Raw genomic sequence first — 24,701 nt, 5'->3', positions numbered from 1 at the left:
GGCAGCCGATGGCGGTCGTCTCTTGCCGATGGGCTGTCGTCATGACGTCTCCCGGCAAGCCCTGGGTGTTGTGATGGCGCGTGCCCGCGGTGGCCCGTAACGTCACGTCTTTTCTGATTCAGTCATTTCTCAACTATAGTTCAGGGCGGCCAGCGCGGCCCTGCCGTTGCGCTTGATACGTTCTGTTTGTCGACAACGTGGCGAGAAGGCTCGTCCATTTGTCGAATTTCGCCCTTGGTATGAGGGTTTTGGGGTTGGCGTTGTTCTAGTGTGTCAACAATCGAGGCGACATTCACTGAGCAGGCAGGCCCCATGTCCACATATCGCAGCGAATATCAGCGTTCCATCGAGCAGCCGGAGGCCTTCTGGGCCGAGCAGGCGAGGCGCCTGCCCTGGATCACCCCGCCGACGCGCATCCTCGAGTATGACGATCAGGGCCATGCCCGCTGGTACGGCGACGGCGAGCTCAACCTCTGTCATGCGGCCCTCGATCACCACATCGAGCAGGGCCGCGGCGATCAGGACGCACTGCTGTGGGACTCGCCGGTCAGCGGCGGCAAGCGGCGTTACACCTATGCCGAGCTGCGCGAGCGGGTGGCGCGCTTCGCCGGGGCACTGCGGGATCTCGGTGTCGAGCAGGGCGATCGCGTGGTCATCTATTTGCCGATGGTGCCGGAAGCGCCGATCGCCATGCTGGCCTGTGCCCGGCTGGGGGCCGTGCATTCGGTGGTGTTCGGCGGCTTCGCCCCCCACGAGCTGGCGGTGCGCATCGAGGACGCCGAGCCCAGGGTGGTGATCGCGGCTTCCTGCGGCATCGAGGTCGACCGGGTGCTGCCCTACCAGCCGATCGTGCGCGAGGCGCTGGCGCAGAGCGCCCATCGCCCCGAGGCCTGCGTGATGCTGCAGCGCGAGCAGTGCCCGGTCGAGCTCGGCGAGGGCGAGCATGACTGGGCGACGCTGGAGGCCGCGGCGGCGCCGGCCGAGTGCGTGCCGGTCCGGGCGACCGATCCGCTCTATGTGCTCTATACCTCCGGCACCACCGGCAAGCCCAAGGGCGTGATGCGCGATACCGGCGGCTATGGCGTGGCGCTGCACTATTCCATGGAGGCGGTCTACGACATGGCGCCGGGCGAGGTGTTCTTCTCGGCCTCGGACGTGGGCTGGGTCGTGGGCCATTCCTATATCGTCTATGGGCCTCTGCTGCGCGGCTGCACCACCGTCGTGTATGAGGGCAAGCCGGTGCGGACCCCGGATGCCGGGGCCTTCTGGCGGCTGATCGCCGAGTATCGGGTCAAGGCCTTCTTCACCGCGCCGACCGCCTTCCGGGCGATCAAGAAGGAGGATCCCGAAGGGGTGCACCTGAAGGACCACGACATCTCGTGCCTCAAGGCGCTGTTCCTGGCGGGGGAGCGACTGGACCCGCCGACCTTCCACTGGCTGAAGGGAATGCTGGATGTGCCGGTGGTCGATCACTGGTGGCAGACCGAGACCGGCTGGCCGATCGCCGCCAACCTGCTGGGGCTCGAGCCGATGCCGGCCAAAGCGGGGTCGGCCACGGTGCCGGTGCCGGGGTTTGACGTGCGTATCCTCGGTCGCAGCGGCCACGACGCGCCGGCGCTGGAGCAGGGCAGCGTGATGATCAAGCAGCCGCTGCCGCCGGGCTGCCTGTCCGGCATCTGGCGCGATCCCGAGCGTTTTCACGCCGCTTACATGGCGGCCTTCTCGGGCTACTACCTGACCGGCGATGCGGGCTATCTGGACGAGGACGGCTATTTGTTCATCATGGGGCGCACCGACGACGTCATCAACGTGGCCGGGCATCGTCTCTCCACCGGCGAGATGGAGGAGGTGGTGGGCGGCCATCCGGCGGTGGCCGAGTGCACGGTGATCGGCATTCACGATGCGCTCAAGGGTCAGGTGCCGGTGGGGCTGGTGATCCCCAAGGACGGCTTCGACGGCGACGAGGCGACCCTGGAGCGCGAGCTGGTCGAGCGGGTGCGCGAGATGATCGGTCCGGTGGCCTGCCTCAAGCAGGTGCTGGTGGTGGATCGCCTGCCCAAGACCCGCTCCGGCAAGATCCTGCGCAAGCTGCTGCGTCACATCGCCGACGGCGAGGCCTATGGCGTGCCCTCGACCATCGATGACCCGGCAAGCCTCGCCGACGTGCACGATGCCATGGTGGCGCGCTCGCTGGGCAGCGCCGAGCAGGCACGGCAGCAGTAGGGCGGCGCGCCGAGGCGGGTTTGGCCCCCGGCGAGCGGGCGCGTATAATTCGCGACCGTTCGCCGGGGTACCGGCATGCCATTCGATGAGGGTTCCCTTACCCCTCCCGCCAAAAAGGTGTCCCATGTTCGCGCTTACCGCCGCCCAGACCCGCCGCTGCCTGATGTGGCTGGTCGCCTTTCATATCCTCGTCATCACGGCCAGCAACTACCTGGTGCAGCTTCCCTTCAGCCTGTTCGGGCTGCATACCACCTGGGGCGCGTTCAGCTTTCCCTTCATCTTCCTCGCCACCGACCTGACCGTACGGCTGTTCGGCAAGGAGCCGGCTCGGGCCATCATCCTGCGGGTGATGTTTCCGTCACTGGTGATCTCCTATGTCGTCTCGGTGGTGTTTCCGCGCGGCGGCTTCGCCGGGCTGGAGGCGCTGGGTGAGTGGAACCTGTTCGTGGCGCGCATCGCCCTGGCCAGCTTCATGGCCTACGTGCTGGGCCAGCTGCTCGATGTCACCGTCTTCGATCGCCTGCGCCGCCTCCGGGCCTGGTGGGTGGCGCCGGCGCTGTCGACCCTGCTCGGCAATCTGGCCGATACCTTCGCCTTCTTCTCGATCGCCTTCCACCGCGGCACCGATGCCTTCATGGCCACCCACTGGCCGGAGATCGCCTGGGTGGACTACGGCATCAAGCTGGGCATCAGCCTGGCCTTCTTCCTGCCGCTCTACGGCGTGCTGCTGGGCTGGCTGACGCGCCGCCTGGTGACGCTGACCGGCGACCGTGACCTGGCGCCCGAGCAGGTCCGCTAACCCGACAAGGAGTTCACGATGACTCTCGCTCTCCATCATATCGACACCGGCGGCGACGGCACGCCGCTGGTGGTGATTCACGGCCTGCTGGGCAGCGCCGACAACTGGCGCTCGCACATCAAGAAATGGCAGGAGCAGCATCGGGTGATCGCGGTGGACCTGCGCAACCACGGCCGCTCGCCGCATTCGCCCGGCATGGGCTACGCCGCCATGGCCCGCGACGTGCTGGCGCTGCTGGAGGCGCTGGGCGTGGCCAGGGCGCATGTGCTGGGGCATTCCATGGGCGGCAAGGTGGCGATCACCCTGGCTCGGCTGGCACCCGAGCGGCTGGCCTCGCTGATCGTCGCCGACGTCGCTCCCCAGGCCTACGGCCACGGCCACGACAACGAGCTCGGCGCGCTGCGGCGCGTGCGCGACGAGCGGCCGGCCGATCGCCGCCAGGCCGATGCGCTGATGGCGGATTTCATCGATCAACGCACCACGCGGCTATTCCTGGCCACCAACCTGGTGCGCGGTGAAGACGGCATGACGGTGCGCGTCGGGCTGGATCAGATCACCGAGGACTATGCGTCGATCAGCGGCGAACCGGACGGCGAGGGCGCCTTCGAGGGTCCGACCCTGGTGGTGCGCGGGAGCCGCTCGTCCTACGTGACCGATGCCATGCTGCCGGCGCTGCGCGAGGTGCTGCCGAACGCCGAGCTCGAGACCCTGGAGGCGGGCCACTGGCTGCACGCCGAGTGCCCCGAGGAGTTTCAGGCGGCGGTCAACGGCTTCCTCGCCCGCCAGCACGGCTGAGGCCTTCGTCTCTGTCGCGCCCCGAGCGTCGGACGCGGTCGGCCTGACGCTGCATCACTGGCGGTTCGGATCGATGGCCAGGCGCTCCACCGGCGTGGTTTCGGATACCAGGTGCTGCTGCTTGAGGAAGTGCTCGAAGTCCGCGTAGCGCTTCTCGTGCAGGGCGGCGGGGGTCAGGCTCAGGCGCCGCATGGCCTCGGGCCAGGCGGCGCGGTTGGTCGGGGTGTCCATGGCCGGTTCGGCGCGGGCCAGCAGTGCCCAGCCGGCATCGGGATGCTCGACGATCCAGGCCGTGGCCTCCTCCAGGGCCTCCACCAGTGCCACGATGGCCTCGCGCTGCTGGGCGAGATGGTCGCGGTTGGCCACCAGGATCAGGCCGTCGTAGCGCGGCACGCCCATGGATTCGGTGGTGTAGGTGTGCGTCGACAGACCATCGTCGGCCAGGGCGCGCGGCAGCAGATAGCGCACGGCGCCGATCACCCCGTCCACGCGCCCCTCGCGCATGGCCTGCTCGAGCCGGAAATGCAGGTCGGGGCTGTCCAGGGCCTCGCGGGTCAGCTCCTGATGGGTCAGCAGGCTGGCCAGCAGCACGTTCTCGGCATCCAGGTCGACGTGGCCGATGCGCGTGCCTTCCAGCGCCTCGAGGCCGATGGCGTCGTCGAGCACCAGCGAGGCGAGCGGCAGGCCGACCAGCGTCGCCACGCGCACCAATGGCTGGTCCTGATCGACCATCAGGTGCAGCAGCGGCTGACGGGTCAGGGCCAGATCGATCCGCGAGGTCGCCAGCAGCTTGGTGGGCACGTCGGGGTCGGCGGGCGTCTGGATCTCCACCTCCAGCCCGCGCTCCTTGAACAGGTCGAGCTCGCGGGCCACGAACAGCGCCGCGTGGCGCGGGCTCGGGTACCAGTCGAGCATCAGCGACAGATGCGTGACCGGCGGCGGCGCGATGGGCTCGGCGGGGCCCACGGCCACGGCCGGGGCGGTCGGCCGCGTGGGCGTGTCCACCGACGGGCCGCTCGGCCGGTCCTGGAAGGCGGTCAGCGGGTCCTCGATGACGGCCGGCGCGGTTTCCGATCCCAGGTCGGGGACCATGACGTCGGTACCGAGCGGCGGGTAGCCACCCTCGGGCGTTTCCGGCGCGGCATGGCCGACCGGAGACAGTCCCGGCAGGCCGAGCGCCATGACCAGTGAGGCCCAGGCGCTCGGTCGGGCCGGGCGGCGGATGAATGACAGCATGTCAGCGGCTCCAGCGATGCCCGGGAGGTGGCGATGACGGGCCCGGGCAAGGGGAAAGACGTGGCCAGTCTATCGGCGTGGGGTCCCGCCTGACCAGCGCCGCGGTCAACGTGTCGCTGCGCGTCGCGGCCGCCCGCACGCTATGAGATACTTGGATGACTTTCTGGGGCAGGATGCCATGGACACGATCAATACCCTTTTTCTGCTCAGCGGCTTCCTGATCGCGCTGAGCGTGCTGGCCAGCCGGCTCTCCACGCTGGTGGGCGTTCCCCTGCTGCTGCTGTTCCTCGGGCTCGGCATGCTCGCCGGGGAGGAGGGCGTACTCGGCATCCAGTTCGACGACTACCCGCTGGCGTTTCTGATCGGTCACCTGGCGCTGGCGATGATCCTCCTCGACGGTGGCCTGCGCACCCGGCTGAAGACCTTCCGGGTCGGCTTCAAGCCGGCGCTGTCGTTGGCCACCCTGGGCGTGTTCGTGACCAGTGCGCTGGTCGGCGTGATTGCCATGTGGGTGTTCGGGCTCAGCCTGGTGCAGGGGCTGTTGGTGGGGGCGATCGTCGGTTCCACCGATGCCGCGGCGGTGTTCTCGATGCTCGGCGGGCGAGGCATCAACCTCAACGAGCGGGTCGGGGCCACGCTGGAGATCGAGTCGGGCACCAACGATCCGATGGCGATCTTCCTGACCCTGATGCTGGTGGAGGTGCTGGTCGGTGATATCGGCGGCTGGCTCGATACCACGCTGTTCTTCCTGCAGCAGTTCGGCGTCGGCATCGCGCTGGGGCTGGGGGCCGGCTGGCTGATCGCGCGGCTGATCAGCTGGGTGGATCTGGCGCCGGGGCTCTATTCGCTGCTGGCGCTGGCGCTCGGCTTCTGCGTGTTCGGGGCGACCAGCGCGCTGGGCGGCAGCGGCTTTTTGGCCATCTACCTGGCCGGTCTGATGATCGGCAATCGGCCGGGGCGCCACCTCAATTTCATTCTGCCGGTCCACGACGGCCTGGCCTGGCTCAGCCAGATCGGCCTGTTCCTGGTGCTGGGGCTGCTGGTCAATCCCAGCGAGATGATGGTCTATGCATTGCCCGCCGCGGTGGTGGCCCTGGCCCTGATCTTCGTCGCCCGCCCGCTGGCGGTGGTGATCGCGATCAAGCCGTTCTTCCGCTTCCGCTGGCGCGAAGTCGGCTTCATCGCCTGGGTCGGGCTGCGCGGCGCGGTGCCGATCGTGCTGGCGATTTTCCCGGTCATCGGCGGCGTCGAGAATGCCTCGCTCTATTTCAATGTCGCCTTCGCGGTGGTGCTGTTGTCGCTGCTGATCCAGGGCGGCTCGTTGCCGTGGATGGCGAAGCGCCTGAAGGTCGAGCTGCCGCCCAGCGTGACGCCCAAGCGGCGTGGCCCGCTGGGGATTCAGCACGACAACGACTACGAGATGTTCATCTATCGCGTGGAGAGCTCCGATCTCGAGGAGGTGCCGATCCGGCTGCTGCGCTTCCCCTCCGGGGCGATCATCGCCGCGCTGTTCCGCGATGGCGTGATGGTGCATCCCAAGGGCAGCACCCAGCTGCAGCGCAACGACGTGCTGTGCGTGATCGGTCGCGGCGACGACCTGCCGTCGCTCAACCGGCTGTTCAACGGCGATGCCACGCTCCGTCGCCAGACTGCCTTCTTCGGCGCCTTCAGCTTCAACGGCGATGCACGGCTGGGCGATATCGCCGATGCCTATGGCTTGACCCTGAGCCCGGGTGAGCAGGACATGACCCTGGCGGATTTCATCTCGCTGCGTGTCGGCGGCCATCCGGTGGTGGGCGACGATATCGACTGGCACGGCATTCACTGGGTCGTCAACGAGATGCAAGGCAATCGCGTGACGCGGGTGGGGTTGAGGCTCTATTGACCATGGCCGTACCGCCCGATCTCTCCGGCCCACTGTGGCGGCTCGTGCGTCGGGCGGTTGGCCATTCATGTTACGGTGCCGGCGTTGGGGCTATTCTCTGGATTTGGCCATCTTCCAGGTGATGGCCGCGGCAATCAGTGATCCCCCGCTGGCCAGCCACATGCCATACGCGACGTGCATCGACAAGGTCGTATCTCCTATCCTGGTGCATTGTGGGTGTATCGGGTGCCGTCGGGTCATCGGCACCGGCTACGGGAAGTTGAATGAATATTCACCCAGGCCCGAATATCGCGCCCACCGTCCTGCCCGGACACGATCGATGCATTCGCTCAGGAACATGGTCGGCCAGCGCGGGGTCGATACCCTGATCACGATTTATAGCCATCGTTAAAAGGAACTCTCTCATGGACGTGCTTCGTATCCTGTTCGCCATTCTCCTGCCGCCGGTAGGCGTGTTTCTCCAGGTGGGCCTGGGCCTTCACTTCTGGATCAACATCCTGCTGACGCTGCTGGGCTACATTCCCGGCATCGTGCACGCGGTGTGGATCATCGCCCGGCGCTGATCGCCGATAGAGGACAGCGGGGCAGGCGGGGTCGATGCCGATCGGCCCCGCACGCTTTTACTCTCTCATCTCCCTTCTTTTTCTCTCCTCGGCTGTTTCGCTCGGCTCTTCGCCTGAACCTTGTCCTCCCCGCAGTCAGCGTGATCTTGCTCAGCGGCTGCCTGGTGTCATGAAAGCCCTCCTCTGCATTGATGATGCTAAAAATACCGCTGATCGCTGGTATCACTAAATAAGCATTATCTGCGACCATATCGGCTTCGATCCTGCCAAAGTGATGTCATGCCGAGGAGAGTGCATGGGACGAACCTTCGTGTATTGCCGCACCGGCGACGCCGAGCCCGATATCGATGATCAGTTGGCCTCGATCGAGGCCGCCGGGTATCGCGTGGCGCCCTACCGGGTGATCGACGAGGCCGTCAGTGTCTCGTGGCCGGCGATGGAGCGACCGACCTTCCGGACGCTGGTCGAGCACAAGCTGGAGCCCGGAGACGTGCTGGTGGTGCTCAGGCTCGATCGCCTGGGGCGAGACAATATCGACGTACAGCGGAGCATTGCCCGGCTGTCCAACGCCGGCGTGAGCGTGGTGTCGCTGGATCTGCCGATCGGTGATCTGACCGGCGGCGAGGGCCAGTTGATGCGCCAGATGTTCGATGCCTTCGCCGAATTCGAGCGTGTGCGCTTCAGCGAGCGGACCCGGGAAGGGCTGGCGCGGGCTCGGGGGCAGGGCAAGAAGCTCGGTCGCCCCGTTGCCATCGACACCACCGAAAGGGTGCAGGCACTCAAGGCGGAAGGGCTCAGCCAGTCGGCCGCGGCGACGCGCTCCGGGCTGAGTATTGCCACGATCAAGCGGCACTGGAACCGGCGCCTCGCGAGCGTGGGATAGCGGCATAGCGTGTCGTTTACGCCGCGTCTCGTCTCGAGACAGGATGCGATAACACATTGATCGCATGAAACTCTTGACCAAAACAGAAAGATTGGTAATATATGCGCCGTGAGCCGGAGGGATGGCAGAGCGGTTGAATGCACCGGTCTTGAAAACCGGCGTAGGTGAGAGCCTACCCAGGGTTCGAATCCCTGTCCCTCCGCCACCTTGTTCTCAAGAATCAAGCGCCTACGGGCGCTTTTTTCGTTTCAGGACTCCTCCAAATCCTGCGCCGGAAGTTTCCCTGTCACATGACGGCGAGTGACGTCTCGCGGCCGCATGATCCGAGGCATCGAGCGCCGCCAGGCCGAGGCGCGCCGCGCCGTTTGCTAAGACGTATCGTGCCGATCGGCCAAGCCTTCCGGGCCAGTCCGCTCAGGCGGCGGGCTTCATGCGCCTGCGATGGGAATGAATCGACGATGGCCTAATGGTGGTGTCTCCTTCACGTTAGAGATGCCGCCTGGCTTTGCCGACCCTCCCCGAGGCGGCAGTGTTGTATCACGCATGTTACCGTCGAGTGGGCCATCGAGCCCCATGCGTGTCGCCGTAGGGTGACAAGCGTGATCGGTTCAAACTTGCGTCACCACCGCCCAGGCGGCATGCTGTTAAGCATCGCCAAGATCAACCACACGGAGCTTTGGATCGATGGCTTACCAAGACACGCGAATGACGACGCAACAGACGAGTGCCGTCAGCGCCAACAAGGTCCTGCGCAACACCTATGGCCTGCTGGCGATGACCCTGCTTTTCTCCGCCGTCACGGCCGGCGCCGCCATGGCGCTCGGCGTCCAGCAGATGAACATCTTCATCTTCTTCATCGGCGCCTACGGGCTGATGTTCCTGGTGCACAAGACCGCCAATTCCGCCATGGGCCTGCTGGCGACCTTCGCCTTCACCGGTTTCATGGGCTTCACCCTGGGGCCGATCCTCAGCGCCTACCTGTCGCTGCCCAACGGTGCCCAGTTGATCATGACCGCGCTGGGGCTGACCGGCCTGACCTTCTTCGGTCTTTCCGCCGTAGCGCTGGTCACACGCAAGGACTTCAGCTTCCTGGCCAACTTCCTGATGGCGGGTGCCATCGTGCTGGTGCTGGCCATGCTCGCCGGGCTGTTCTTCCAGATTCCGGCGCTGTCGCTGATGGTCTCCGCCGGCTTCGTGCTGTTCGCCTCCGCGACCATCCTCTATCAGACGAGCGAGATCGTGCACCGGGCCGGCGAGACCAACTACATCCTCGCCACCATCACCCTCTATGTGTCGATCTACAACCTCTTCATCAGCCTGCTGTCCCTGCTCGGTATCATGAGCCAGGATTGACGCCAGCCACGGCGATGCGAGAATTGCTGGCCCCGCTTCGGCGGGGCCAGCCTGTTTCTGAGAGGATGATATGCGCTACGCGATCCTGCTGATGGGGGCTCCCTACAGCGATCAGGCCAGCCACTCGGCGCTGCGATTCGCCCGGGCACTGCTGGCGCGGGGACACCGCCTGGAGGCGGTGTTCTTCTACCACGACGGGGTCTACAACGCCGCCCGCCTGTCGGCGCCGCCCCAGGACGAACCGCATCTGACCGATGGCTGGGTGGCGCTGCACGAGACGCACGGCGTGGCGCTTCAGGTGTGCATCGCCGCGGCGCTGCGTCGCGGCCTGATGGACGAGCGCGAGGCGGCTCGCCACGGCAAGGCAGGGCACAGCGTCGAGGCGCCGTTCGAACTGACCGGCGTCGGGCAGCTGGTCGACCTGAGCCAATGTTGTGACCGGCTGGTGACCTTCGGGCCCTGAGGGAGTGTGTGACATGAGTGACGAACACGAACCGCTCGCCGGCGATCTGCTGGTGATCCTGCGTCATGCGCCTCACGGCAGCAGCTGGCTGCGCGAGGGCCTGGACGTCGCCCTGGTGGCGGCCGCCTTCGGCACCGACGTCTCGCTGCTGTTCATGGGTGAGGGCGTCACGGCTCTGGTCGAGGATCAGTCGGCGGGGGCGCTGGGGCAGAAGAGCACCGCGCCCACGCTCGAGATGCTGGAGATGTATGATATCGAGACGCTGTGGGTCGAGGCCGAGGCGCTTTCGCGCTTCGGTCTCGATCCCGACGAGCTGATGCTGGCGCCCCGGCTGCTCGAGGCCGGGGCGATCGCCGAGGCGGTACGGAAGCACCCGCGCGTGCTCACTTTCTAGCCTGGTGGGGGAACCCGACACCATGAAACTTCATATCGTGAACCGTTCGCCGGCCAGTCATCGCGTGCACGAGCAGGCGCTGGCCGCCATGGGGCCGGAGGATCGCCTGCTGCTGATCGAGGACGGCGTGCAGGGCGGTCTACCGCAGTTGGTACGCCACTTCGAGGCGATTGCGGGGCGGCTCTATGCGCAACGCGAGGATCTCGAGGCGCGCGGACTGCTCGGTCGCTGCGACGGCTCGGTGCAGGTGGTCGACGTCGACGGCTTCGTCCAGCTGACCGAGCAAGCCGAACACACCCTGAGCTGGTACTGAGCATGGCAACCACAGCAATCACCCGTTATCTGACCGTCTCCGATGCCGAGATCGGTCTCGACCCCGAGGGCTATCTGGTCGAGCTCGATCAGTGGTCGCCGGCGGTGGCCGAGGCGCTGGCCGAGGAAGAAGGCATCGAGCTGGACGCCGAGCACTGGGAAGTGCTCGAGGTGCTGCGGGCCTTCTATGCGAAATACGAGATGGCGCCGGCCATGCGGCCGCTGGTCAAGGCGGTCGGGCGCGAGCTGGGCCCCGACAAGGGCCGCTCGATGCATCTGATGCGGCTGTTTCCCGGCAGCCCCGCCAAGCGCGCGGCGCGGCTGGCCGGGCTGCCCAAGCCGACCAATTGCCTGTGAGGCGCTCGCCATGAACTTCCTGGCCCACGGCTGGCTCGCCCGCGGCGGCAGCGACGACTTCCTCTACGGCAATCTGATCGCCGACGGGGTCAAGGGCGTCGATCTCGACGCCTGGGGGGCGGGCGTGGCGGCGGGCATCCGCCATCATCGGCGGGTCGACGCCTACATCGATCGTCATCCGGTGCTGCTCGAGGTCAAGGCTCGGGCGCCTCGCGAGGGGCGTCGCGTGGCCGGTATCGCCCTGGATCTGATGTGGGATCATTGCCTGGCGCGCCGCTTGACCGTCGCCGAGCGCGACTGGCTGGTCGCGCGCTGCTATCGGCTGCTCGACGCTCGTCCGGCGCCGGATCGGCTGGCCGCGATGATGCCGGCCCTGGTGCGCCAGGACTGGCTGCGCGGCTATGCCGATTTCCGCTTCACCTGTCGTGCGGTGGCGGGGCTGGGGCGCCGGCTCTCGGGCCCCAACCGCCTCGCCGCGCTGCTGCCGTGGCTCGAGCGCGACTATCTGGCGCTGGACGAGGCCTTCACCCGGCTGTGGCCGGACATCGAGGCCCATCTCGACGTGCCGTTCGACCCGAACGACACCGGCTCAGTCGACGCGCAGCCACAGGCAGCGGACCGCATCGCCGGGCGCCACTGACGCCTCGGGCGGGATCACCGCCAGGGCGTCGGCGCCGACGCAGGACGAGAGCACGCCGGAGTTCTGATCCGCGAATGCATGGGCCTGGATGCCGTCGGCGCCGAAGTCCAGCGTCACGCGCAGGTAGTGCTGGCGTGGGCCGGTGCACGTGGTGAAGGTGGCGCGCGCGGTCAGTGCCGGCAGCTCGGCCATGGCGTGACAGCCCTGCAGCGCGCCCATCAGCGGGCGCAGGAACAGCCATGCGCCCACATAGCCCGAGACCGGGTTGCCCGGAAGGCCGACGAAGCGGGCTTCACCGCCGGCGCCAGCGCCGGGCAGCCGGCCCAGGGCCAGCGGCTTGCCGGGGCGCAGCGCCAGCCGCCACAGATCGAGCCGCCCCAGGGCCTCGACCGCGCCGCGCACGTGATCCTCTTCCCCCACGCTGACCCCGCCGGTGGTGATCACCACGTCGGCGAGCTCGGCGGCCTCGCCGAGAAGGCGTCGCGTGCTCGCGGCGGCGTCCGGCACCGCGGTGGCCATCACCACCTCGGCGCCGAAGCGTTCGAGCAGCATCGTCAGCATCGGGCGGTTGGTGTTGTAGATCTGGCCCGGCCCCAGAGGCTGGCCCGGATCGACGATCTCGTCGCCGGTGGAGAGCAGTGCAACCCGCGGACGGCGCCTGACCGAGACCTCGGTGATGCCCTGGCCGGCGAGATGCCCGAGCGCCGCGGCGTCGAGCCGGGTGCCGCCGGCCAGCAGCGGGCTGCCGGCCGCCACGTCGCGGCCTCGGCGGCGCAGGTTGTCGCCTCGCGGCACGTCCTCGGGCATCCGCGCCCGGTCGCCTTCGAGCTCGACCTTCTCCTGCATCACCACGCAGTCGGCCCCGGGCGGGATCTCGCCGCCGGTGAAGATGCGCGCGCACTGGCCGCGCTCGAGCGGTGCGGCCGTGTGGCCGGCGGCGATGCGCTGACCAATCGGCAGCCAGCGCCCGGCATCGGCATGATGCAGGGCATAGCCGTCCATGGCGCTGTTGTCGAAGGGCGGCACGTCGAGCCGGGCGGTGACCGCCTCGGCCAGCACTCGTCCCGCGGCCTCACTGGCCGCCAGGCGCTCGCCCTCGACCGGCGTCACGTCGGCCAGCAGCGCCTCCAGCGCCGCCGCGACGGGCTTGAGCTCAGCCATGCTGGCCTCGCTCGGAGATGGCGAGATTGGCCGGACCTTGTCGAGAGCGGCAGGGCTCGTCGTGGAGGAACGGCTGTCGCTGGCGTGTGATGTTATCCATGCTGGCCTCGCTCGGGGATGACCAGGTTGGCGAAATTGCAGGGCCTATGGCGGCTGTCGAGCTGCTCGGCGAGGATGCCGTCCCAGCCGGTGCGGCAGGCGCCGGTGGTGCCGGGCAGGCAGAACACCACGGTGGCGTTGGCCAGGCCGCCGAGGCAGCGGCTCTGCACCGTGGAGCTGCCGATCTCCTGCCAGGACAGCTGGCGGAACAGTTCGCCGAAGCCCTCGATGCGCTTGTCGAGCAGCACCGAGACCGCCTCCGGCGTGGAGTCGCGGCCGGTGAAGCCGGTGCCGCCGGTGGTCAGCACCACCTGCACCTCGGGGGCGGCGATCCAGTCGGCGACCACGGCGCGGATGCGATAAACGTCGTCGGGCACGATGCGCTTGTCGGCCAGCCGGTGGCCGGCGGCGGTGAGCCGCTCGACCAGCGCCTGGCCGCTGCGGTCGGTGTCCTCGGTGCGGGTGTCCGAGACCGTCAGCACCGCCACCGACAGCGGGACCATCTCCTCGCTCATGACGGATCGTCCTGCTTGGCCGCTTGCTTCGCTTCCTGGCGGGCCTCGAAGGCGGCCAGCTGCTCCGGCGTGGCCTTGGGCTGATAGAGCGACTTCCACTCGCTGTAGGGCATGCCGTAGACGTATTCGCGGGCAGCCTCGTAGTCGAGGGTCTCGCCGCGCTCCTCGGCGGCAGCCACCAGCCACTTGGAGAGGCAGTTGCGGCAGAAGTCGGCGAGGATCATCAGATCGATGTTCTGCACCTCCTTGTGCTCGTCCAGATGGCTCAGCAGTCGGCGAAAGGCGGCGGCTTCGAGCTCGGTGCGGGTGCTGTCATCCAGGTGTTGCATGATGCTGACTCCACTGTCGTTCTGGACCATGCGGTCGGGCCCACGGGGTAGGCGACCAGCTTATCAAAAGTCATCCGGGCTGGGGTGCGCCGAACGACGGCGCAAGACAGGCACGCCGCGACGGCGGACCGGCGCGGCGAAACGGGACGCATGAGCGAGAGTCGGGGAAGGGTTACTGGGAGTCGCGGGGCGTGCACACGGACAGCACGGTGGCGTCTTCCTCGCTCACCGACACCAGGGCGTGGCCCATGTCGCTGTCGAAGTAGATGCTGTCGCCCTTGACCAGGTGCAGGGGTTCGTAGAACTCGGAGTAGAGCTGGATCTCGCCCTCGAGCACCATCAGGAACTCCTCGCCGTCGTGGCGCACCCACTGGCAGAACTCGTCGAAGCTGCGCGCCCGCACGATGGTCTTGAACGGGATCATGCGCTTCTGGGCCATCTCGCAGCTCAGCAGCTCGTGCTCGTAGGTCGGCGTCGGATGCTGCTGGCCGTCGCCGCGGCGCGTCAGGTCGCGGCGACCCATGGTGCGGGCCTGGGGGCGCGGCTGGGACAGCAGCTGTGGCAGGTCGATGTCCAGGCCGCTGATCAGCTTCTGCACGGCGGTGAAGGTCGGCGAGATCTGGTCGTTCTCGATCTTGGACAGGGTCGAGCGGGCCAGGCCGGTACGCTCGCTGACGTCACCGAGGGTCCACTGGTTGGCCAGGCGGATCTCCTTGAGGCGCTCACCGAGCCGCAGCGGCTCGACGAAGGCCTTGCGCCCGGAGGCGATGCGCAGGGCGGCATCCTGATCGTTGTTGGCGGGCATGCGGGTTCACTATCGGAAACATGATTTCCACCAGCCTACCATATCGCCGTGCGCCTGCGGACTCGGGTGCGACCCGCGGCAGATGGGCTGCGACATGGCGTCGGGATGACCGGCCGTCGCGGGACACTGTTTCCCGCGGGTCGGAAACGTCAGCCGTGTTCAATCGAAGGGCAGCCCCATCAGCGCCTTGAGATGCGCCTCGACGCCGCGGCCCAGGACATCGAGGTCGTAGCCGCCCTCCAGCACCGAGACCAGGCGGTGATCGGCATGGCGGTCGGCGATGTCCATCGCCAGGCGGGTGATCCAGTAGTAGTCCTCGTCCTCCAGGCAGAGGTCGGCCAGCGGGTCGTGGCGGTGGGCGTCGAAGCCGGCCGAGAGCAGCACGATCTCCGGGGCGAAGTCCTCCAGCGCGGGCCGCCAGTCCCGCTCGATGGCCCGGCGAAAGGCCGCGCCGTCGGCGCCTGCCGGCAGCGGCGTCTGGACGACGTTACTGGCTTCGGTCTCGAGATGTCGCCAAGGATAGAAGGGCGACTGGAAGCTGGTGCAGATCAGCACCTCGGGATCGTCGCGGAAGATGTCGATGGTGCCGTTGCACTGGTGAACATCGAAGTCGAGGATCGCCACCCGCCTGGCGCCGTGCCTGGCCCGGGCGTGCGCGGCGCCGACCGCCACGTTGTTGAAGAAGCAGAAGCCCATGGCCTGGTCGCGCTCGGCGTGGTGGCCCGGGGGGCGCACCGCGCAGAAGACGTTGTCGGCCTGATGGCGATAGACCCGGTCGACCCCACGCACCACGGCGCCGGCGGCATGGCGGGCGGCCTGCAGGCTGTGCGGATTCATCAGGGTGTCGTCCTCGAGCAGGATCAGCCCGTGTTCGGGCAGGCAGGCCTCGAGGCTCTTCAGGTGGCTTCTCGGGTGCACCCGGGTCAGCTGCTCGTCGGTGGCGGCGGGGGCGTCGCCCTGCATGGTCTGCTGGAGCAGGCCGGCGCGCATCAGTCGCGCGTGAATGGCATCCAGGCGCTTGGGGCTCTCGGGATGTTCGGGCCCCATGTGGTGGCGATGGCACTCGGGGTGGGTCAGATAGGCCGTGATCATGCAGGGGCTCCAGACGAGACGCCCTTACCCTAAGCGTGATGGGGCCTTGCGTGACAGTGGCCATAAGTCGTACACAGTAGGCTGAGCCGAATCACCACGGAGCCCCGGATGAGCACACGCTTCCTGCACCATTTCTTCTCGCCGCGCAGCATCGCCGTGGTCGGGGCCTCGGAAAAGCCACATTCCATGGGCGGCATCGTGATCCGTAACCTGCTCGAGGGCGGCTTCGCGGGCACGCTGTGGGCGATCAACCCCAAGGGCTACGACAGCGTGCACGGGGTGGATGGCCTGTCCCGCGTGCATCAGCTGCCCCGGGTGCCGGACCTGGCCGTGGTGTGCACGCCGGTGGCGCGCGTGCCGGGAGTGATCGCCGAGCTCGGCCGTTTCGGCGTGCGGGCGGCCCTGGTGCTGTCCGGCGGGGCGAACCTGAACGAGGACCTCGACGGTCACGGCTCGATCCGCGGGCGCATGCTGGCCGCGGCGCGTGAGTCCGGCATCCGGGTGCTCGGCCCCGGTTGCATGGGGCTGATCGTGCCGGGACGTCGGCTCAACGCCTCCTATGCCAGCCAGCCGGTGAAGAAGGGGCGAATGGCCTATCTCGGGCAGTCGGGCATGCTGGGCAATGCCATGATCGACTGGGCCGCCGGGCGCGGCATCGGCTTCTCTCATCTGCTGACCGTGGGCGACAGCGTCGATGTGCTGCTGCCGGACATGATCGACTATCTTAACCAGTTCGCGCCGATCCAGGCGCTGATGCTGCACCTGGAGCATATCCAGGACGCCCAGCACTTCATGACCGCGGTGCGCGAGGCCTCCCGTCATCGCCTGGTGCTGGCGATCAAGAGCGGACGCACCGCGGCGTCGGACATCGCCAATCTGCCGCCCACGCCGGGGATCGCCAACCGCGATCAGATCTTCGATGCGGCCTTCGCCCGGGCCGGGGTGGTGCGGGTCGATGACTCCGACGAGCTGTTCGATGCCCTGGAGACGCTGTCGCGCATGCGTCCGCTCAAACGCGACCGGCTGGCGGTGGTGTCCAACGGACTGGGGCCGGCGATGCTGGCCATCGACAAGTTGATCAGCGCCGGTGGGCGGCTGGCCACCTTCAACGAGCAGACCCGTGAGGCGCTGTGTCGTGATGACATGGACGTCAGCAAGCCGGGCGAGAATCCGGTGGATATCGGCGGCAACGCCACGCCGCAGCGGTTCACCGAGATCATCGAGCTGGTCGCCGCCGATCCCGGGGTGGATGCGGTGCTGGTGGTGCATGCGCCGACCCGCATGGCGCCGTCGCTGGATACCGCCCAGGCGCTGATTGCCGCCCGCCAGCGCTTCCGGCGCAACCTGCTGACCAGCTGGATGGGGCTCGGCGAGGCGCTGGACGCCCGGCAGGCCTGTCACGAGGCCGGCGTTCCCACCTATCTCTCGCCGGAGAAGGCGGTCAAGGCCTTCATGCACATGGTCAACTATCAGCGGGTGCAGAAGCTGCTGCAGGAGACGCCGCCGAGCCTGCCGTTCTCCACCACCCGGGAGAGCCGCGCCGCCAGCCGGACGCTGATCGAGCGGGTGCGGGATGAAGGACGCGAGTGCCTGTCCCACTCCGAGACCGCGCAGGTGCTGTCGGCCTACGGTATCCCGGTGGCCGAGAGTCGCTATATCGACACGCCGGAGCAGGCCGCCGAGGCGGCACTGGGGCTCGAGGGGCCGCTGGCGCTGAAGGTGGTGCATGACGGCAACTGCCGGCCGTACCGCTATCGTCAGCATCCCCACAAGCTGTCCGCCGGCCTGCTGCAGGATCTGGAGGGCCCCGAGCGGGTCGCCGAGGGCGTGGCCCGGCTGAGTGACAAGGTGGCCGAGAAGTTTCCCGCCTTCAGGGTGCGCGAGTATTGCCTGCAGCCCATGCAGCGCGGCAAGCACTCCATGCAGCTGTGTGCCGGCATCACCCGCGATCCGGTGTTCGGCCCGCTGATCGTGTTCGGCATCGGCGGCTACAAGGTGAACATTCTCGCCGACCGGCAGGTGGCGTTGCCGCCGTTGAACATGAGCCTGGCCGCGGACCTGGTCGGGCGTACCCATGCCGCGCGGCTGATTCGCGAGCACTCCAGCGATCCCGAGCGCGATCTGCGTCGCATCGGCGAGCTGCTGGTGACGCTCTCGCAGATGGCCAGCGATCTCACCGAGCTGCGCGGGCTGGAGCTCAACCCGCTGGTGCTCAATCGCGACGGCATGCTGGCGGTCGACTTCGCCATGGACCTGGGGACGTCGGCGCGTTTCGCGATCATGCCCTACCCGGAAGAGTTGCGCGAATGGGTGACGCTGAACAACGGCTGGGAGGTCGAGGTGCGGCCGATTCGCGCCGAGGACGCGCCGCTGATCACCCGCTTTCACCGGCGGCTGTCCGAGGAGAGCATTCGCTTTCGCTACTTCCATCACAAGGCCGACCTCACCCAGCGCGACCTGTCGCTGCTCTCGCACATCAACTACGACCGGCAGATGGCCTTCATCGCCGAACATCCGCTGCCCGAGGGCGGCAAGGAGATGCTCGGCGTGGTGCGGGTGTGGAATGACGCCGACAACATCCGCACCGAGTTCTCGATCATCGTGCGCGACGACCTCCAGGGACTGGGGATCGGCAGCCTGCTGATGGAGAAGATGATCCGCTACAGCAAGCGCCTCGGTACCCTGGAGATGGTCGGCAAGATCATGGTCGACAACCGGCCCATGCGCGCGCTGATGGAGCATCTCGGCTTCCGGCTCAGCTACAACCTGGAAGAGGAGGTCATGGACGCGGTGCTCAGGCTCAACGAGCCCGAGAGCGACTGGCAGCGGCTGCGCCTGGAGAGCCCGGTGGAGGGCTGAGAGAGGCTTTGGGTATAAAGTCGAGAGCGTAAAAGGCCCGACCCCGCACGATGGCGGGGTCGGACGGTCATGCTGGTGCTGGTCAGGCAGCGATCAGGGCGCCAGGCGGAAGCGATGCCAGTGGTCGTCGCGGCGCTCGAAGCGGATGCGGTCGTGCAGGCGGCTGGGCTGACCCTGCCAGAACTCGATCATCTCGGGCACCAGGCGATAGCCGCCCCAGTGGACCGGGCGCGGGATGTCCTGGCCCTCGTAGGCCTGCTCGAACCGGTTCTCGCGTTCCTCGAGCCACTGGCGGCCGGGAATCACCACGCTCTGGGTGGCGACCCAGGCGCCCAGCTGGCTGGCGCGGGGGCGGCTGGCGAAGTAGGCATCGGATTCCTGTTCGCTGACCTGCTCGACGCTGCCTTCCACGCGAATCTGGCGTGCCAGCGACGGCCACCAGAAGACCAGTGCGGCCTGGGGCACGTTGGCCAGCTCGCTGCCCTTGTGGCTGTGGTAGTTGCTGAAGAACTTGAGCCCCTGGTCGTCGGCGCCCTTGAGCAGCACCACGCGGGCGTGGGGAAAGCCCTGGCTGTCCACGGTGGCCAGCGTCATGGCGTTGGCATCCTCTCCCTCGGCGTCCAGCGCCAGGGTCAGCCACTCGTCGAACATCGGCATGGGCCGGTCGGGGAGCTGGGTCTCGTCCAGGCGGCCACCCTCGTAGTCGCGCCTGATATCGGCGATGTTGCGTGTCATGGTGTTCTCCTCGAATGTGCTCCCATGTTCGCCGCTTGTCGGGGCAAGCTCAACCTCGCCCCGTCGACCCGGTTCGGGGTGACGGGGCGACCATGGCCATCATACGCCATGTGGGCGCGATTCCATCGAGATGGATCATCGCCGCCACGTGGCTGACGCCGTGGCAGGGGAGCGTGAGCCGCCTCGCCGTAAGGCGGCTTCGGTCGCCGGGCAGTCGCTTTACTGCCGGGCCTTGAGCTGGCGGCTGCGAAAGCGGGCATAGCCCATGCAGCCGGTGAACAGCGAGAGCGAGACCAGCGCCTCGAGCCCGCCGCGCAGCATCTCGCCGGGCAGCGAGGCCACCATCACGCCCTGGGCGAAGTAGAGCAGGCTGACGAAGGCCAGCCAGGCGTGGCCGCGGGCTCGCTGGGCGAGGATCGACGGCAGGAACAGCACCAGCGGCAGCACGAAGGCCACCAGTGGGCCGACGTTGCTGCCGTCGCTCTGGATCGCCACGCCGCGATACAGCATCAACGCCAGAAGCATCACGTAGCTGCCGATCACCAGGCGCCGTGACCGGGCGGTCAGGTGGTCGAGCCCCTGGCGAGCCTCCAGGTCTTCCAGCCAGCGCCTCATGAGCGATCCCCCGCGCCGTCGAGCGCCAGGGCCAGCCGCGCCAGGCGTTTGCCCTGGGCGTAGGCCAGCTGGCGCTCGTTCTCGTCGAGGGGACGGTCGCTGCGCTTGCCGGCCAGATGGCTGGCGCCATAGGGCGTGCCGCCGCTCTGGGTCTCGGTGAGCTCGGTCTCGCTGTAGGGCAGGCCGGCGTAGACCATGCCGTGGTGCAGTAGCGGCAGCAGCATCGAGATCAGGGTGGTCTCCTGGCCGCCGTGCAGGCTGGAGGTCGAGGTGAAGGCGGTGGCCGGCTTGTCCACCAGGGCGCCGCCCAGCCATAGCTCGCTGGTGGTGTCGACGAAGTGCTTCAGTGGCGCGGCCATGTTGCCGAAGCGCGTGGGGCTGCCCAGCGCCAGGCCGGCGCAGTGGCGCAGGTCGTCGAGCTCGGCGTAGATGGCGCCCTCGGCGGGAATCTCGGGGTCGACCGCCTCGCAGGTGGGCGAGACCGGAGGCACGGTGCGCAGCCGCGCCTCGATGCCGCGGCAGGACTCGACGCCGGCGGCCAGGCGCTCGGCCATGGCGCGGGTGGCGCCGGAGCGGGAATAGTAGAGGATCAGCACATAGGGCAGGGAGGACATGGAGCTTCCTGATTCCGGAGAGGAAAGGGCGTCAGTCGAGCAGGGCGAGGATATCTTCCGGCGGTCGGCCGATGATCGCCCGACTGCCATCGTCGGCGATGGGCCGCTGCATGATCTTGGGATGGGCGACGATGGCGTCGATCACCTGCTCGGGGTCGTCGCGGTCGGCGCCCAGGGCCTTCCATTCGGCCTCGTTGGTGCGCACCAGGTCGCGCGGATCGGCGCTCAGGCGCCCCATCAGGGCGCGAAGCTCGGCACCGTCGAGCGGCTCATCCAGGTAGCGACGTACCTGGACGGCGGTGCCGCGCTCTTCCAGCAGCGCCAGGGCCTGGCGCGACTTCGAGCAGCGCGGATTATGCAGCAGGGTGATCATGGGCGAGAGTCCTTGGTGTTGTCCGAGAAGTCGTATCGCGGGTCAGAAACGGGGCTCATTGTAGGCTGGGGCCGAATGCCGTCACAACTGGCGGCCCCTCAGTCACCGTCGGGCCGGCGGTGGTGCGGCAGGGCGCGTTCGATGCCGCCCAGCACCACCATGATCACCAGCGCCATCAGCGTGACCATGGCGGCCAGCGGGAAGTTATGGACGCCCGCGGCGATGCCGATGGCGCCGGCCAGCCAGATCGAGGCGCCGGTGGTGATGCCCTGGACGCTGGTGCCGCTGCGGATGATGCTGCCGGCACCGAGGAAGCCGATGCCGCCGATCACGCCCTCGACGATGCGGGTCGGATCGATGCGGGCGGAGGGGTCGCCCTCGGCGGTGGCGTACAGGATCTCGAGGCGACGATCAGGAAGGCCGCGGCGCCCAGCGCCACCAGCATGTGCGAGCGCAGCCCGGCAGGCTTGCCGCGCAGCTCGCGCTCGAGACCCAGCACCAAGGCCAGGCCGGCGGCCACGCCCAGGCGAGCGAACATGTCGAGCAGGGTGATCCCGGCCTCCATGGAGGCGTCCTCGGTCGGGGATGATGTCAGTCCCGATAGTGCCTGTGATACGACACGGCAGAAACCCAGGGAGGTTTATACCGTTATCTACTGCTTCTGCCAAAAACGATACTCTTGAAATGTCAGCTTGAGTTATCCAGGCGGCGATAGACCCAGGCCGAGCGGCCATCGGCCAGCTCGATGCGTACGCGACGATAGCGCACGCCGAGGCGCTCGTAGCGATCGAGGCGGGCCAGCTCCTCGGCGCTGACGGTCAGTCGAAGCCCTTTCACCTCACAGGGCGTGCAGGGCACCAGGTCGAGCCCGGTACGCCGGTAGCCCTCGAGACTCGCCGGCTCGGGTTCGCCCGCGCGGCCATAGACCACCCAGCGTATCGGGGCATGGGTCAGGGTGCCGTAGACGAACAGTGCGTGCGGGCCCTCGGCGATGGGCGCCAGATGGTCGGGGCGCTCGTAGGTCCAGGGGCTGAGCATCGTCAGCCACAGCCAGGCGGCGACCGCCGGCGGGGCGGCGAGCAGCGGCAGGCCGATCAGCAGGCGCGGGGAGGGCATGGGTGAACTCCGGGGCGACAGAACGGCGCCCATGCTGCCATAGCTGCTCCCGTTGCGACAGAACGGCGCCCATGCTGCCTGACATAGCCGCTCCCGGGGCGACAGCACGACGGGGCATCGCGGCTCAGGCCAGGAAGTCCGCCAGTCTCGATGCCTGCTGGAGGACGCCCTCGAGGATGGGGTCACTGGTCGCCGCCGGGAAGTCGCCGGGCAGGTCGGCGTCGAGATCACCCACGATCCGCCCGGCGGAGCCGGCGATCTCCTCCATCAGGGCGGTGACGCGTTCGGGGGAATACTCTACCTGCTCGGCGGTGGCGATGAAGTGCCGGGGCGCCATCCGCGACCAGCGGTAGTGGCGATTCTTGCCCTTCAGGGCCATGGCCATCTTGGCGCGCTCGGCGGCCATGCTGCCCTGATGCATGAGCGGATAGGCCGAGATGACGTCGTACATCGGCGTCATGCGATAGGCGCTGCCCGGCTCGAGGAACAGGCTGAAGTTCTTGGCATGCCCGTCGATGGCGGCCAGCAGCCAGAACAGGATCTGGGCCTTGAAGAAGCGCTCCCGGTCCACGCCGGCCTGCTGTGAGCCGCGCAGCAGGCGCATGCCCTGGGCGATCCCCGGGCCGCCGTCGCTCTCGTACTTGAGCGCCGGGGCAATCCCCAGCGCCTGGCAGAAGTCTTCCTGGGGCAGGCGCATGAGCCAGGACCCGTCCCGCGACCAGCGGCGGTCGAAGCGCTCGACCACCAGCACCTCCTGGTCACCGAAGCGGGCGAGTTCTGTCTGCGCCGCCGGCAGGCCGAAGGCCTCCAGCAGGCGCAGGCACAACCACTCGTTGGCGTTGCTCTGGCGCAGGTCGATGTTGCTGTGTTCGAGAAAGCCGATCGGCAGCTTGAAGATGTGACTGGTGGGCGTGCTGCCGGTGGGACGCTGCCAGCGGCCCTGATGCCAGAGCAGCGCCGTCTTTTCCTGGGCGCCGGCCAGCGAGATGCGGAAATCCTGGCCCTCGGCCATGCCCAGCGGGGCGTCCTGGTAGCCGGACAGCAGCGCCTCGATGGCGCGATCGTCGAGCGGCTCGGCGCTGACGCCGTGGACGTCACCACACGGGGCATCCTCGGGGGTGAGCTGGATGGCGCCGACGCAGTCTCGGCCGATGCTCGCCAGCAGGTCGAAGGGGTGGCGCGTCGGCACCCGGAAACGGGCCTGCATGCGGGCGCGGATCGCCTCCGAATCCGGCAGCAGGTTGTCGAAGAAGTTGTAGACCCGCTCGCCGCGGTACGCCGCCGTGGAGAGCGGCAGCGAGAGCGAGACGGCCCGGGCGCCGGGGCGGTCGACCCATTCACGGCGGTACTGGAAGGCCATGGCGCCGGAGCGCGCCAGGCTCAGGGTGCCGATCTCGATGCCGTTCATCGCGACGGTGAGATTCGCCATGGCCTACCACTCCTGGTCCCAGCCCGCCTCGGGGCTTGTCGATGCGTCGGTGCTGTCGCGTTCGGTGACGTGAAGCTCCAGCTCGAGAGCCGACAGCAGCTTGAACAGCGTCTCGAGCCGGCTGCGCTCCGGGTGGTGCTCGAAGCCGGAGATGGTCGACTGCTTGATGCCGATCTGCTCGGCGGTGGCCTGCTGTGTCAGCTGGCGACGCTTGCGCGCGTTCTTCAGCGAGTGCGCGAGCATCTCGGGTGAGGTGATCTTCATGATATCCCCTGTAGAGGATAAAAATACGTTTATCCGCTATAGAGGATATTAGCACAATATCCTCTATAGCGGATATTGTGGCGTCATCTCGACATGCGATGGCACTGAGCACTTTGCTAGGATGAGCGTTCTACTCACGCTGGCCAGGAGGTGTGCCATGACGGACCTTCACGACGATGCCGATTTCCAGGCCCTGATGGGCGATGTGAAACCCCTGTCGCGCGGCCAGGGCCGGGTGCATACCGGCCAGACTCGCCGCGTGCCCACCGAGGCACAGCTCGCCAAGCGTGAAAGCGCGGCCGGTGACGCCGCGGGCCGCGATATTCTCTCCGACGACTTCGTCGATCTGGTGCCGCCCTTCGATCCGCTGGACTTTCGCCGCGACGGCATCCAGCGCGCCGTGGCGGAGCGCCTGCGCCAGGGCGGCTACCCGATGCAGGCCAGCCTGCACCTGCTGCGGCGCCCGGTGGAGGAGGCCCGCCAGGCGCTGCCGGCCTTCCTGCGCGAGGCCGTGGAGCACGACCTGCGCTCGGTGATGATCGTCCACGGTCGCGGCCGCGAGATCGACAGCCCCGCCAACGTGCTGCGTTCCTACCTGGCCAAGTGGCTGCCGGCCTTCGACGAGGTCCAGGCCTTCGCCTCGGCGACGCAGGCCGACGGCGGCCTGGGCGCCACCTGGGTGATGCTGCGCAAGAGCGAGCGGGCGAGGGCGGCCAATCGGGAGCGCCAGCAGAAGCGCCGCGGCTGATAGCAACCTTGATGATCATCATGCGATGGGTACTCAGCCATCGC

At 67.8% G+C, this 24,701-nt stretch carries 29 protein-coding genes and 1 tRNA gene; 15 read left to right on the top strand and 15 right to left on the bottom strand.

The window, feature by feature from the left end; translation table 11 throughout:
* The first annotated feature begins 279 nt into the window (after window positions 1–279).
* From ACGTNF_RS03575 to ACGTNF_RS03565, 3 genes are all read left to right on the top strand, one after another.
* Entirely contained in the window at window positions 280–2,223 is a 1,944-nt protein-coding gene (locus ACGTNF_RS03575; RefSeq protein WP_394600546.1) for a propionyl-CoA synthetase, read from the top strand.
* A 124-nt stretch (window positions 2,224–2,347) separates the two neighbouring features.
* Entirely contained in the window at window positions 2,348–3,022 is a 675-nt protein-coding gene (locus tag ACGTNF_RS03570) for a 7-cyano-7-deazaguanine/7-aminomethyl-7-deazaguanine transporter (protein ID WP_394600444.1), read from the top strand.
* Between the two features lie 18 nt (window positions 3,023–3,040).
* Window positions 3,041–3,817 carry an alpha/beta fold hydrolase gene (locus ACGTNF_RS03565; RefSeq protein WP_394600443.1) on the top strand — a complete coding sequence of 259 codons (777 nt, stop codon included), beginning with the start codon at window positions 3,041–3,043 and terminating at the stop codon, window positions 3,815–3,817.
* 54 nt (window positions 3,818–3,871) lie between these two features.
* On the opposite strand, the gene ACGTNF_RS03560 is transcribed toward ACGTNF_RS03565, so the two are convergent.
* Window positions 3,872–5,053, bottom strand: a complete 1,182-nt coding sequence (locus tag ACGTNF_RS03560) for an ABC transporter substrate-binding protein (RefSeq protein WP_394600442.1) — start codon at window positions 5,051–5,053, stop codon at window positions 3,872–3,874.
* Between the two features lie 178 nt (window positions 5,054–5,231).
* Here ACGTNF_RS03560 and ACGTNF_RS03555 point away from each other — a divergent pair, with 178 nt between their 5' ends.
* The 10 genes from ACGTNF_RS03555 to ACGTNF_RS03510 all read left to right on the top strand — a co-directional run bounded on the left by ACGTNF_RS03555 (window position 5,232) and on the right by ACGTNF_RS03510 (window position 11,903).
* Window positions 5,232–6,938: a potassium/proton antiporter gene (locus ACGTNF_RS03555; RefSeq protein WP_394600441.1), complete on the top strand. Its 1,707-nt coding sequence runs from the start codon at window positions 5,232–5,234 to the stop codon at window positions 6,936–6,938.
* Window positions 6,939–7,342: 404 nt separating this feature from the next.
* On the top strand, window positions 7,343–7,501 hold the full coding sequence (locus tag ACGTNF_RS03550; RefSeq protein WP_016854964.1) for a YqaE/Pmp3 family membrane protein: 159 nt from the start codon (window positions 7,343–7,345) through the stop codon (window positions 7,499–7,501).
* 295 nt (window positions 7,502–7,796) lie between these two features.
* Window positions 7,797–8,384, top strand: a complete 588-nt coding sequence (locus tag ACGTNF_RS03545) for a recombinase family protein (RefSeq protein WP_394600440.1) — start codon at window positions 7,797–7,799, stop codon at window positions 8,382–8,384.
* Between the two features lie 115 nt (window positions 8,385–8,499).
* Window positions 8,500–8,589 (top strand) — tRNA-Ser (locus ACGTNF_RS03540).
* A 479-nt stretch (window positions 8,590–9,068) separates the two neighbouring features.
* Window positions 9,069–9,737, top strand: coding sequence for a Bax inhibitor-1/YccA family protein (locus ACGTNF_RS03535; RefSeq protein WP_026068415.1), 669 nt, complete (start codon window positions 9,069–9,071; stop codon window positions 9,735–9,737).
* Between the two features lie 70 nt (window positions 9,738–9,807).
* Window positions 9,808–10,200 (top strand): sulfurtransferase complex subunit TusD, encoded by a 393-nt coding sequence (gene tusD, locus ACGTNF_RS03530; RefSeq protein ID WP_394600439.1) that lies wholly within the window; start codon window positions 9,808–9,810, stop codon window positions 10,198–10,200.
* 13 nt (window positions 10,201–10,213) lie between these two features.
* Complete coding sequence (gene tusC, locus ACGTNF_RS03525; protein ID WP_394600438.1) at window positions 10,214–10,594, top strand: sulfurtransferase complex subunit TusC; 381 nt, start codon at window positions 10,214–10,216, stop codon at window positions 10,592–10,594.
* A gap of 22 nt (window positions 10,595–10,616) precedes the next feature.
* Window positions 10,617–10,907, top strand: coding sequence for a sulfurtransferase complex subunit TusB (tusB, locus tag ACGTNF_RS03520; RefSeq protein WP_016854951.1), 291 nt, complete (start codon window positions 10,617–10,619; stop codon window positions 10,905–10,907).
* A 2-nt stretch (window positions 10,908–10,909) separates the two neighbouring features.
* Window positions 10,910–11,263 carry a TusE/DsrC/DsvC family sulfur relay protein gene (locus ACGTNF_RS03515; RefSeq protein ID WP_016854950.1) on the top strand — a complete coding sequence of 118 codons (354 nt, stop codon included), beginning with the start codon at window positions 10,910–10,912 and terminating at the stop codon, window positions 11,261–11,263.
* Between the two features lie 10 nt (window positions 11,264–11,273).
* Window positions 11,274–11,903: an acyl carrier protein phosphodiesterase gene (locus ACGTNF_RS03510; RefSeq protein ID WP_016854949.1), complete on the top strand. Its 630-nt coding sequence runs from the start codon at window positions 11,274–11,276 to the stop codon at window positions 11,901–11,903.
* Here the strand turns inward: ACGTNF_RS03510 and ACGTNF_RS03505 are convergent.
* The 5 genes from ACGTNF_RS03505 to ACGTNF_RS03485 all read right to left on the bottom strand — a co-directional run bounded on the left by ACGTNF_RS03505 (window position 11,853) and on the right by ACGTNF_RS03485 (window position 15,904).
* Entirely contained in the window at window positions 11,853–13,064 is a 1,212-nt protein-coding gene (locus ACGTNF_RS03505; protein WP_394600437.1) for a molybdopterin molybdotransferase MoeA, read from the bottom strand. The two genes, ACGTNF_RS03510 and ACGTNF_RS03505, sit on opposite strands and share 51 nt — an antisense overlap.
* Window positions 13,065–13,156: 92 nt before the next feature.
* On the bottom strand, window positions 13,157–13,678 hold the full coding sequence (moaB, locus tag ACGTNF_RS03500) for a molybdenum cofactor biosynthesis protein B (RefSeq protein ID WP_394600436.1): 522 nt from the start codon (window positions 13,676–13,678) through the stop codon (window positions 13,157–13,159).
* Window positions 13,675–14,007, bottom strand: a complete 333-nt coding sequence (locus tag ACGTNF_RS03495) for a DUF1244 domain-containing protein (protein ID WP_016854946.1) — start codon at window positions 14,005–14,007, stop codon at window positions 13,675–13,677. The genes moaB and ACGTNF_RS03495 overlap by 4 nt, the downstream gene beginning before the upstream one ends.
* Window positions 14,008–14,179: 172 nt before the next feature.
* Window positions 14,180–14,812 (bottom strand): helix-turn-helix domain-containing protein, encoded by a 633-nt coding sequence (locus ACGTNF_RS03490; protein ID WP_016854945.1) that lies wholly within the window; start codon window positions 14,810–14,812, stop codon window positions 14,180–14,182.
* Between the two features lie 159 nt (window positions 14,813–14,971).
* Window positions 14,972–15,904: a histone deacetylase family protein gene (locus tag ACGTNF_RS03485; protein ID WP_016854944.1), complete on the bottom strand. Its 933-nt coding sequence runs from the start codon at window positions 15,902–15,904 to the stop codon at window positions 14,972–14,974.
* A 108-nt stretch (window positions 15,905–16,012) separates the two neighbouring features.
* Between ACGTNF_RS03485 and ACGTNF_RS03480 the strand changes: the two genes are divergently transcribed.
* Window positions 16,013–18,763 carry a bifunctional acetate--CoA ligase family protein/GNAT family N-acetyltransferase gene (locus tag ACGTNF_RS03480; protein WP_394600435.1) on the top strand — a complete coding sequence of 917 codons (2,751 nt, stop codon included), beginning with the start codon at window positions 16,013–16,015 and terminating at the stop codon, window positions 18,761–18,763.
* A 93-nt stretch (window positions 18,764–18,856) separates the two neighbouring features.
* On the opposite strand, the gene pdxH is transcribed toward ACGTNF_RS03480, so the two are convergent.
* From pdxH to ACGTNF_RS03435, 9 genes are all read right to left on the bottom strand, one after another.
* Window positions 18,857–19,498, bottom strand: a complete 642-nt coding sequence (pdxH, locus tag ACGTNF_RS03475; protein ID WP_394600434.1) for a pyridoxamine 5'-phosphate oxidase — start codon at window positions 19,496–19,498, stop codon at window positions 18,857–18,859.
* Window positions 19,499–19,717: 219 nt separating this feature from the next.
* Window positions 19,718–20,113: a DUF2069 domain-containing protein gene (locus ACGTNF_RS03470; protein ID WP_016854941.1), complete on the bottom strand. Its 396-nt coding sequence runs from the start codon at window positions 20,111–20,113 to the stop codon at window positions 19,718–19,720.
* Window positions 20,110–20,727, bottom strand: coding sequence for an NAD(P)H:quinone oxidoreductase (gene wrbA, locus ACGTNF_RS03465; RefSeq protein WP_016854940.1), 618 nt, complete (start codon window positions 20,725–20,727; stop codon window positions 20,110–20,112). Before wrbA ends, ACGTNF_RS03470 begins: the two co-directional genes overlap by 4 nt.
* A gap of 31 nt (window positions 20,728–20,758) precedes the next feature.
* Window positions 20,759–21,100 carry an arsenate reductase (glutaredoxin) gene (arsC, locus tag ACGTNF_RS03460; RefSeq protein ID WP_394600433.1) on the bottom strand — a complete coding sequence of 114 codons (342 nt, stop codon included), beginning with the start codon at window positions 21,098–21,100 and terminating at the stop codon, window positions 20,759–20,761.
* 98 nt (window positions 21,101–21,198) lie between these two features.
* A complete protein-coding gene (locus tag ACGTNF_RS03455) occupies window positions 21,199–21,432 on the bottom strand; it encodes an MgtC/SapB family protein (RefSeq protein ID WP_394600432.1) in 234 nt (77 codons plus the stop codon).
* On the bottom strand, window positions 21,429–21,665 hold the full coding sequence (locus ACGTNF_RS03450) for an MgtC/SapB family protein (protein WP_394600431.1): 237 nt from the start codon (window positions 21,663–21,665) through the stop codon (window positions 21,429–21,431). Before ACGTNF_RS03450 ends, ACGTNF_RS03455 begins: the two co-directional genes overlap by 4 nt.
* Window positions 21,666–21,787: 122 nt before the next feature.
* A complete protein-coding gene (locus ACGTNF_RS03445) occupies window positions 21,788–22,216 on the bottom strand; it encodes a gamma-glutamylcyclotransferase family protein (protein ID WP_394600430.1) in 429 nt (142 codons plus the stop codon).
* Between the two features lie 124 nt (window positions 22,217–22,340).
* Window positions 22,341–23,645 (bottom strand): type II toxin-antitoxin system HipA family toxin, encoded by a 1,305-nt coding sequence (locus tag ACGTNF_RS03440; protein WP_394600429.1) that lies wholly within the window; start codon window positions 23,643–23,645, stop codon window positions 22,341–22,343.
* Window positions 23,646–23,648: 3 nt separating this feature from the next.
* A complete protein-coding gene (locus ACGTNF_RS03435; protein WP_394600428.1) occupies window positions 23,649–23,909 on the bottom strand; it encodes a helix-turn-helix domain-containing protein in 261 nt (86 codons plus the stop codon).
* Between the two features lie 157 nt (window positions 23,910–24,066).
* Here ACGTNF_RS03435 and smrA point away from each other — a divergent pair, with 157 nt between their 5' ends.
* Window positions 24,067–24,657 (top strand): DNA endonuclease SmrA, encoded by a 591-nt coding sequence (smrA, locus tag ACGTNF_RS03430; RefSeq protein WP_394600427.1) that lies wholly within the window; start codon window positions 24,067–24,069, stop codon window positions 24,655–24,657.
* The last annotated feature ends 44 nt before the right edge of the window (window positions 24,658–24,701 follow it).

Source organism: Halomonas sp. B23F22_10 (assembly GCF_043496975.1).
Lineage (GTDB): Bacteria > Pseudomonadota > Gammaproteobacteria > Pseudomonadales > Halomonadaceae > Halomonas > Halomonas smyrnensis.
This window is presented reverse-complemented; position numbering and strand designations above follow the sequence as displayed.

Excerpts from the sequence above, each read along its gene's own strand:
- ACGTNF_RS03570 (WP_394600444.1), top strand. The coding sequence starts at position 2,348 with ATGTTCGCGCTTACCGCCGCCCAGACCCGCCGCTGCCTGATGTGGCTG.
- ACGTNF_RS03565 (WP_394600443.1), top strand. The coding sequence starts at position 3,041 with ATGACTCTCGCTCTCCATCATATCGACACCGGCGGCGACGGCACGCCG.
- ACGTNF_RS03560 (WP_394600442.1), bottom strand. The coding sequence starts at position 5,053 with ATGCTGTCATTCATCCGCCGCCCGGCCCGACCGAGCGCCTGGGCCTCA.
- ACGTNF_RS03555 (WP_394600441.1), top strand. The coding sequence starts at position 5,232 with ATGGACACGATCAATACCCTTTTTCTGCTCAGCGGCTTCCTGATCGCG.
- ACGTNF_RS03550 (WP_016854964.1), top strand. The coding sequence starts at position 7,343 with ATGGACGTGCTTCGTATCCTGTTCGCCATTCTCCTGCCGCCGGTAGGC.
- ACGTNF_RS03545 (WP_394600440.1), top strand. The coding sequence starts at position 7,797 with ATGGGACGAACCTTCGTGTATTGCCGCACCGGCGACGCCGAGCCCGAT.
- ACGTNF_RS03535 (WP_026068415.1), top strand. The coding sequence starts at position 9,069 with ATGGCTTACCAAGACACGCGAATGACGACGCAACAGACGAGTGCCGTC.
- tusD (WP_394600439.1), top strand. The coding sequence starts at position 9,808 with ATGCGCTACGCGATCCTGCTGATGGGGGCTCCCTACAGCGATCAGGCC.
- tusC (WP_394600438.1), top strand. The coding sequence starts at position 10,214 with ATGAGTGACGAACACGAACCGCTCGCCGGCGATCTGCTGGTGATCCTG.
- tusB (WP_016854951.1), top strand. The coding sequence starts at position 10,617 with ATGAAACTTCATATCGTGAACCGTTCGCCGGCCAGTCATCGCGTGCAC.
- ACGTNF_RS03515 (WP_016854950.1), top strand. The coding sequence starts at position 10,910 with ATGGCAACCACAGCAATCACCCGTTATCTGACCGTCTCCGATGCCGAG.
- ACGTNF_RS03510 (WP_016854949.1), top strand. The coding sequence starts at position 11,274 with ATGAACTTCCTGGCCCACGGCTGGCTCGCCCGCGGCGGCAGCGACGAC.
- ACGTNF_RS03505 (WP_394600437.1), bottom strand. The coding sequence starts at position 13,064 with ATGGCTGAGCTCAAGCCCGTCGCGGCGGCGCTGGAGGCGCTGCTGGCC.
- moaB (WP_394600436.1), bottom strand. The coding sequence starts at position 13,678 with ATGAGCGAGGAGATGGTCCCGCTGTCGGTGGCGGTGCTGACGGTCTCG.
- ACGTNF_RS03495 (WP_016854946.1), bottom strand. The coding sequence starts at position 14,007 with ATGCAACACCTGGATGACAGCACCCGCACCGAGCTCGAAGCCGCCGCC.
- ACGTNF_RS03490 (WP_016854945.1), bottom strand. The coding sequence starts at position 14,812 with ATGCCCGCCAACAACGATCAGGATGCCGCCCTGCGCATCGCCTCCGGG.
- ACGTNF_RS03485 (WP_016854944.1), bottom strand. The coding sequence starts at position 15,904 with ATGATCACGGCCTATCTGACCCACCCCGAGTGCCATCGCCACCACATG.
- ACGTNF_RS03480 (WP_394600435.1), top strand. The coding sequence starts at position 16,013 with ATGAGCACACGCTTCCTGCACCATTTCTTCTCGCCGCGCAGCATCGCC.
- pdxH (WP_394600434.1), bottom strand. The coding sequence starts at position 19,498 with ATGACACGCAACATCGCCGATATCAGGCGCGACTACGAGGGTGGCCGC.
- ACGTNF_RS03470 (WP_016854941.1), bottom strand. The coding sequence starts at position 20,113 with ATGAGGCGCTGGCTGGAAGACCTGGAGGCTCGCCAGGGGCTCGACCAC.
- wrbA (WP_016854940.1), bottom strand. The coding sequence starts at position 20,727 with ATGTCCTCCCTGCCCTATGTGCTGATCCTCTACTATTCCCGCTCCGGC.
- arsC (WP_394600433.1), bottom strand. The coding sequence starts at position 21,100 with ATGATCACCCTGCTGCATAATCCGCGCTGCTCGAAGTCGCGCCAGGCC.
- ACGTNF_RS03450 (WP_394600431.1), bottom strand. The coding sequence starts at position 21,665 with ATGGAGGCCGGGATCACCCTGCTCGACATGTTCGCTCGCCTGGGCGTG.
- ACGTNF_RS03445 (WP_394600430.1), bottom strand. The coding sequence starts at position 22,216 with ATGCCCTCCCCGCGCCTGCTGATCGGCCTGCCGCTGCTCGCCGCCCCG.
- ACGTNF_RS03440 (WP_394600429.1), bottom strand. The coding sequence starts at position 23,645 with ATGGCGAATCTCACCGTCGCGATGAACGGCATCGAGATCGGCACCCTG.
- ACGTNF_RS03435 (WP_394600428.1), bottom strand. The coding sequence starts at position 23,909 with ATGAAGATCACCTCACCCGAGATGCTCGCGCACTCGCTGAAGAACGCG.
- smrA (WP_394600427.1), top strand. The coding sequence starts at position 24,067 with ATGACGGACCTTCACGACGATGCCGATTTCCAGGCCCTGATGGGCGAT.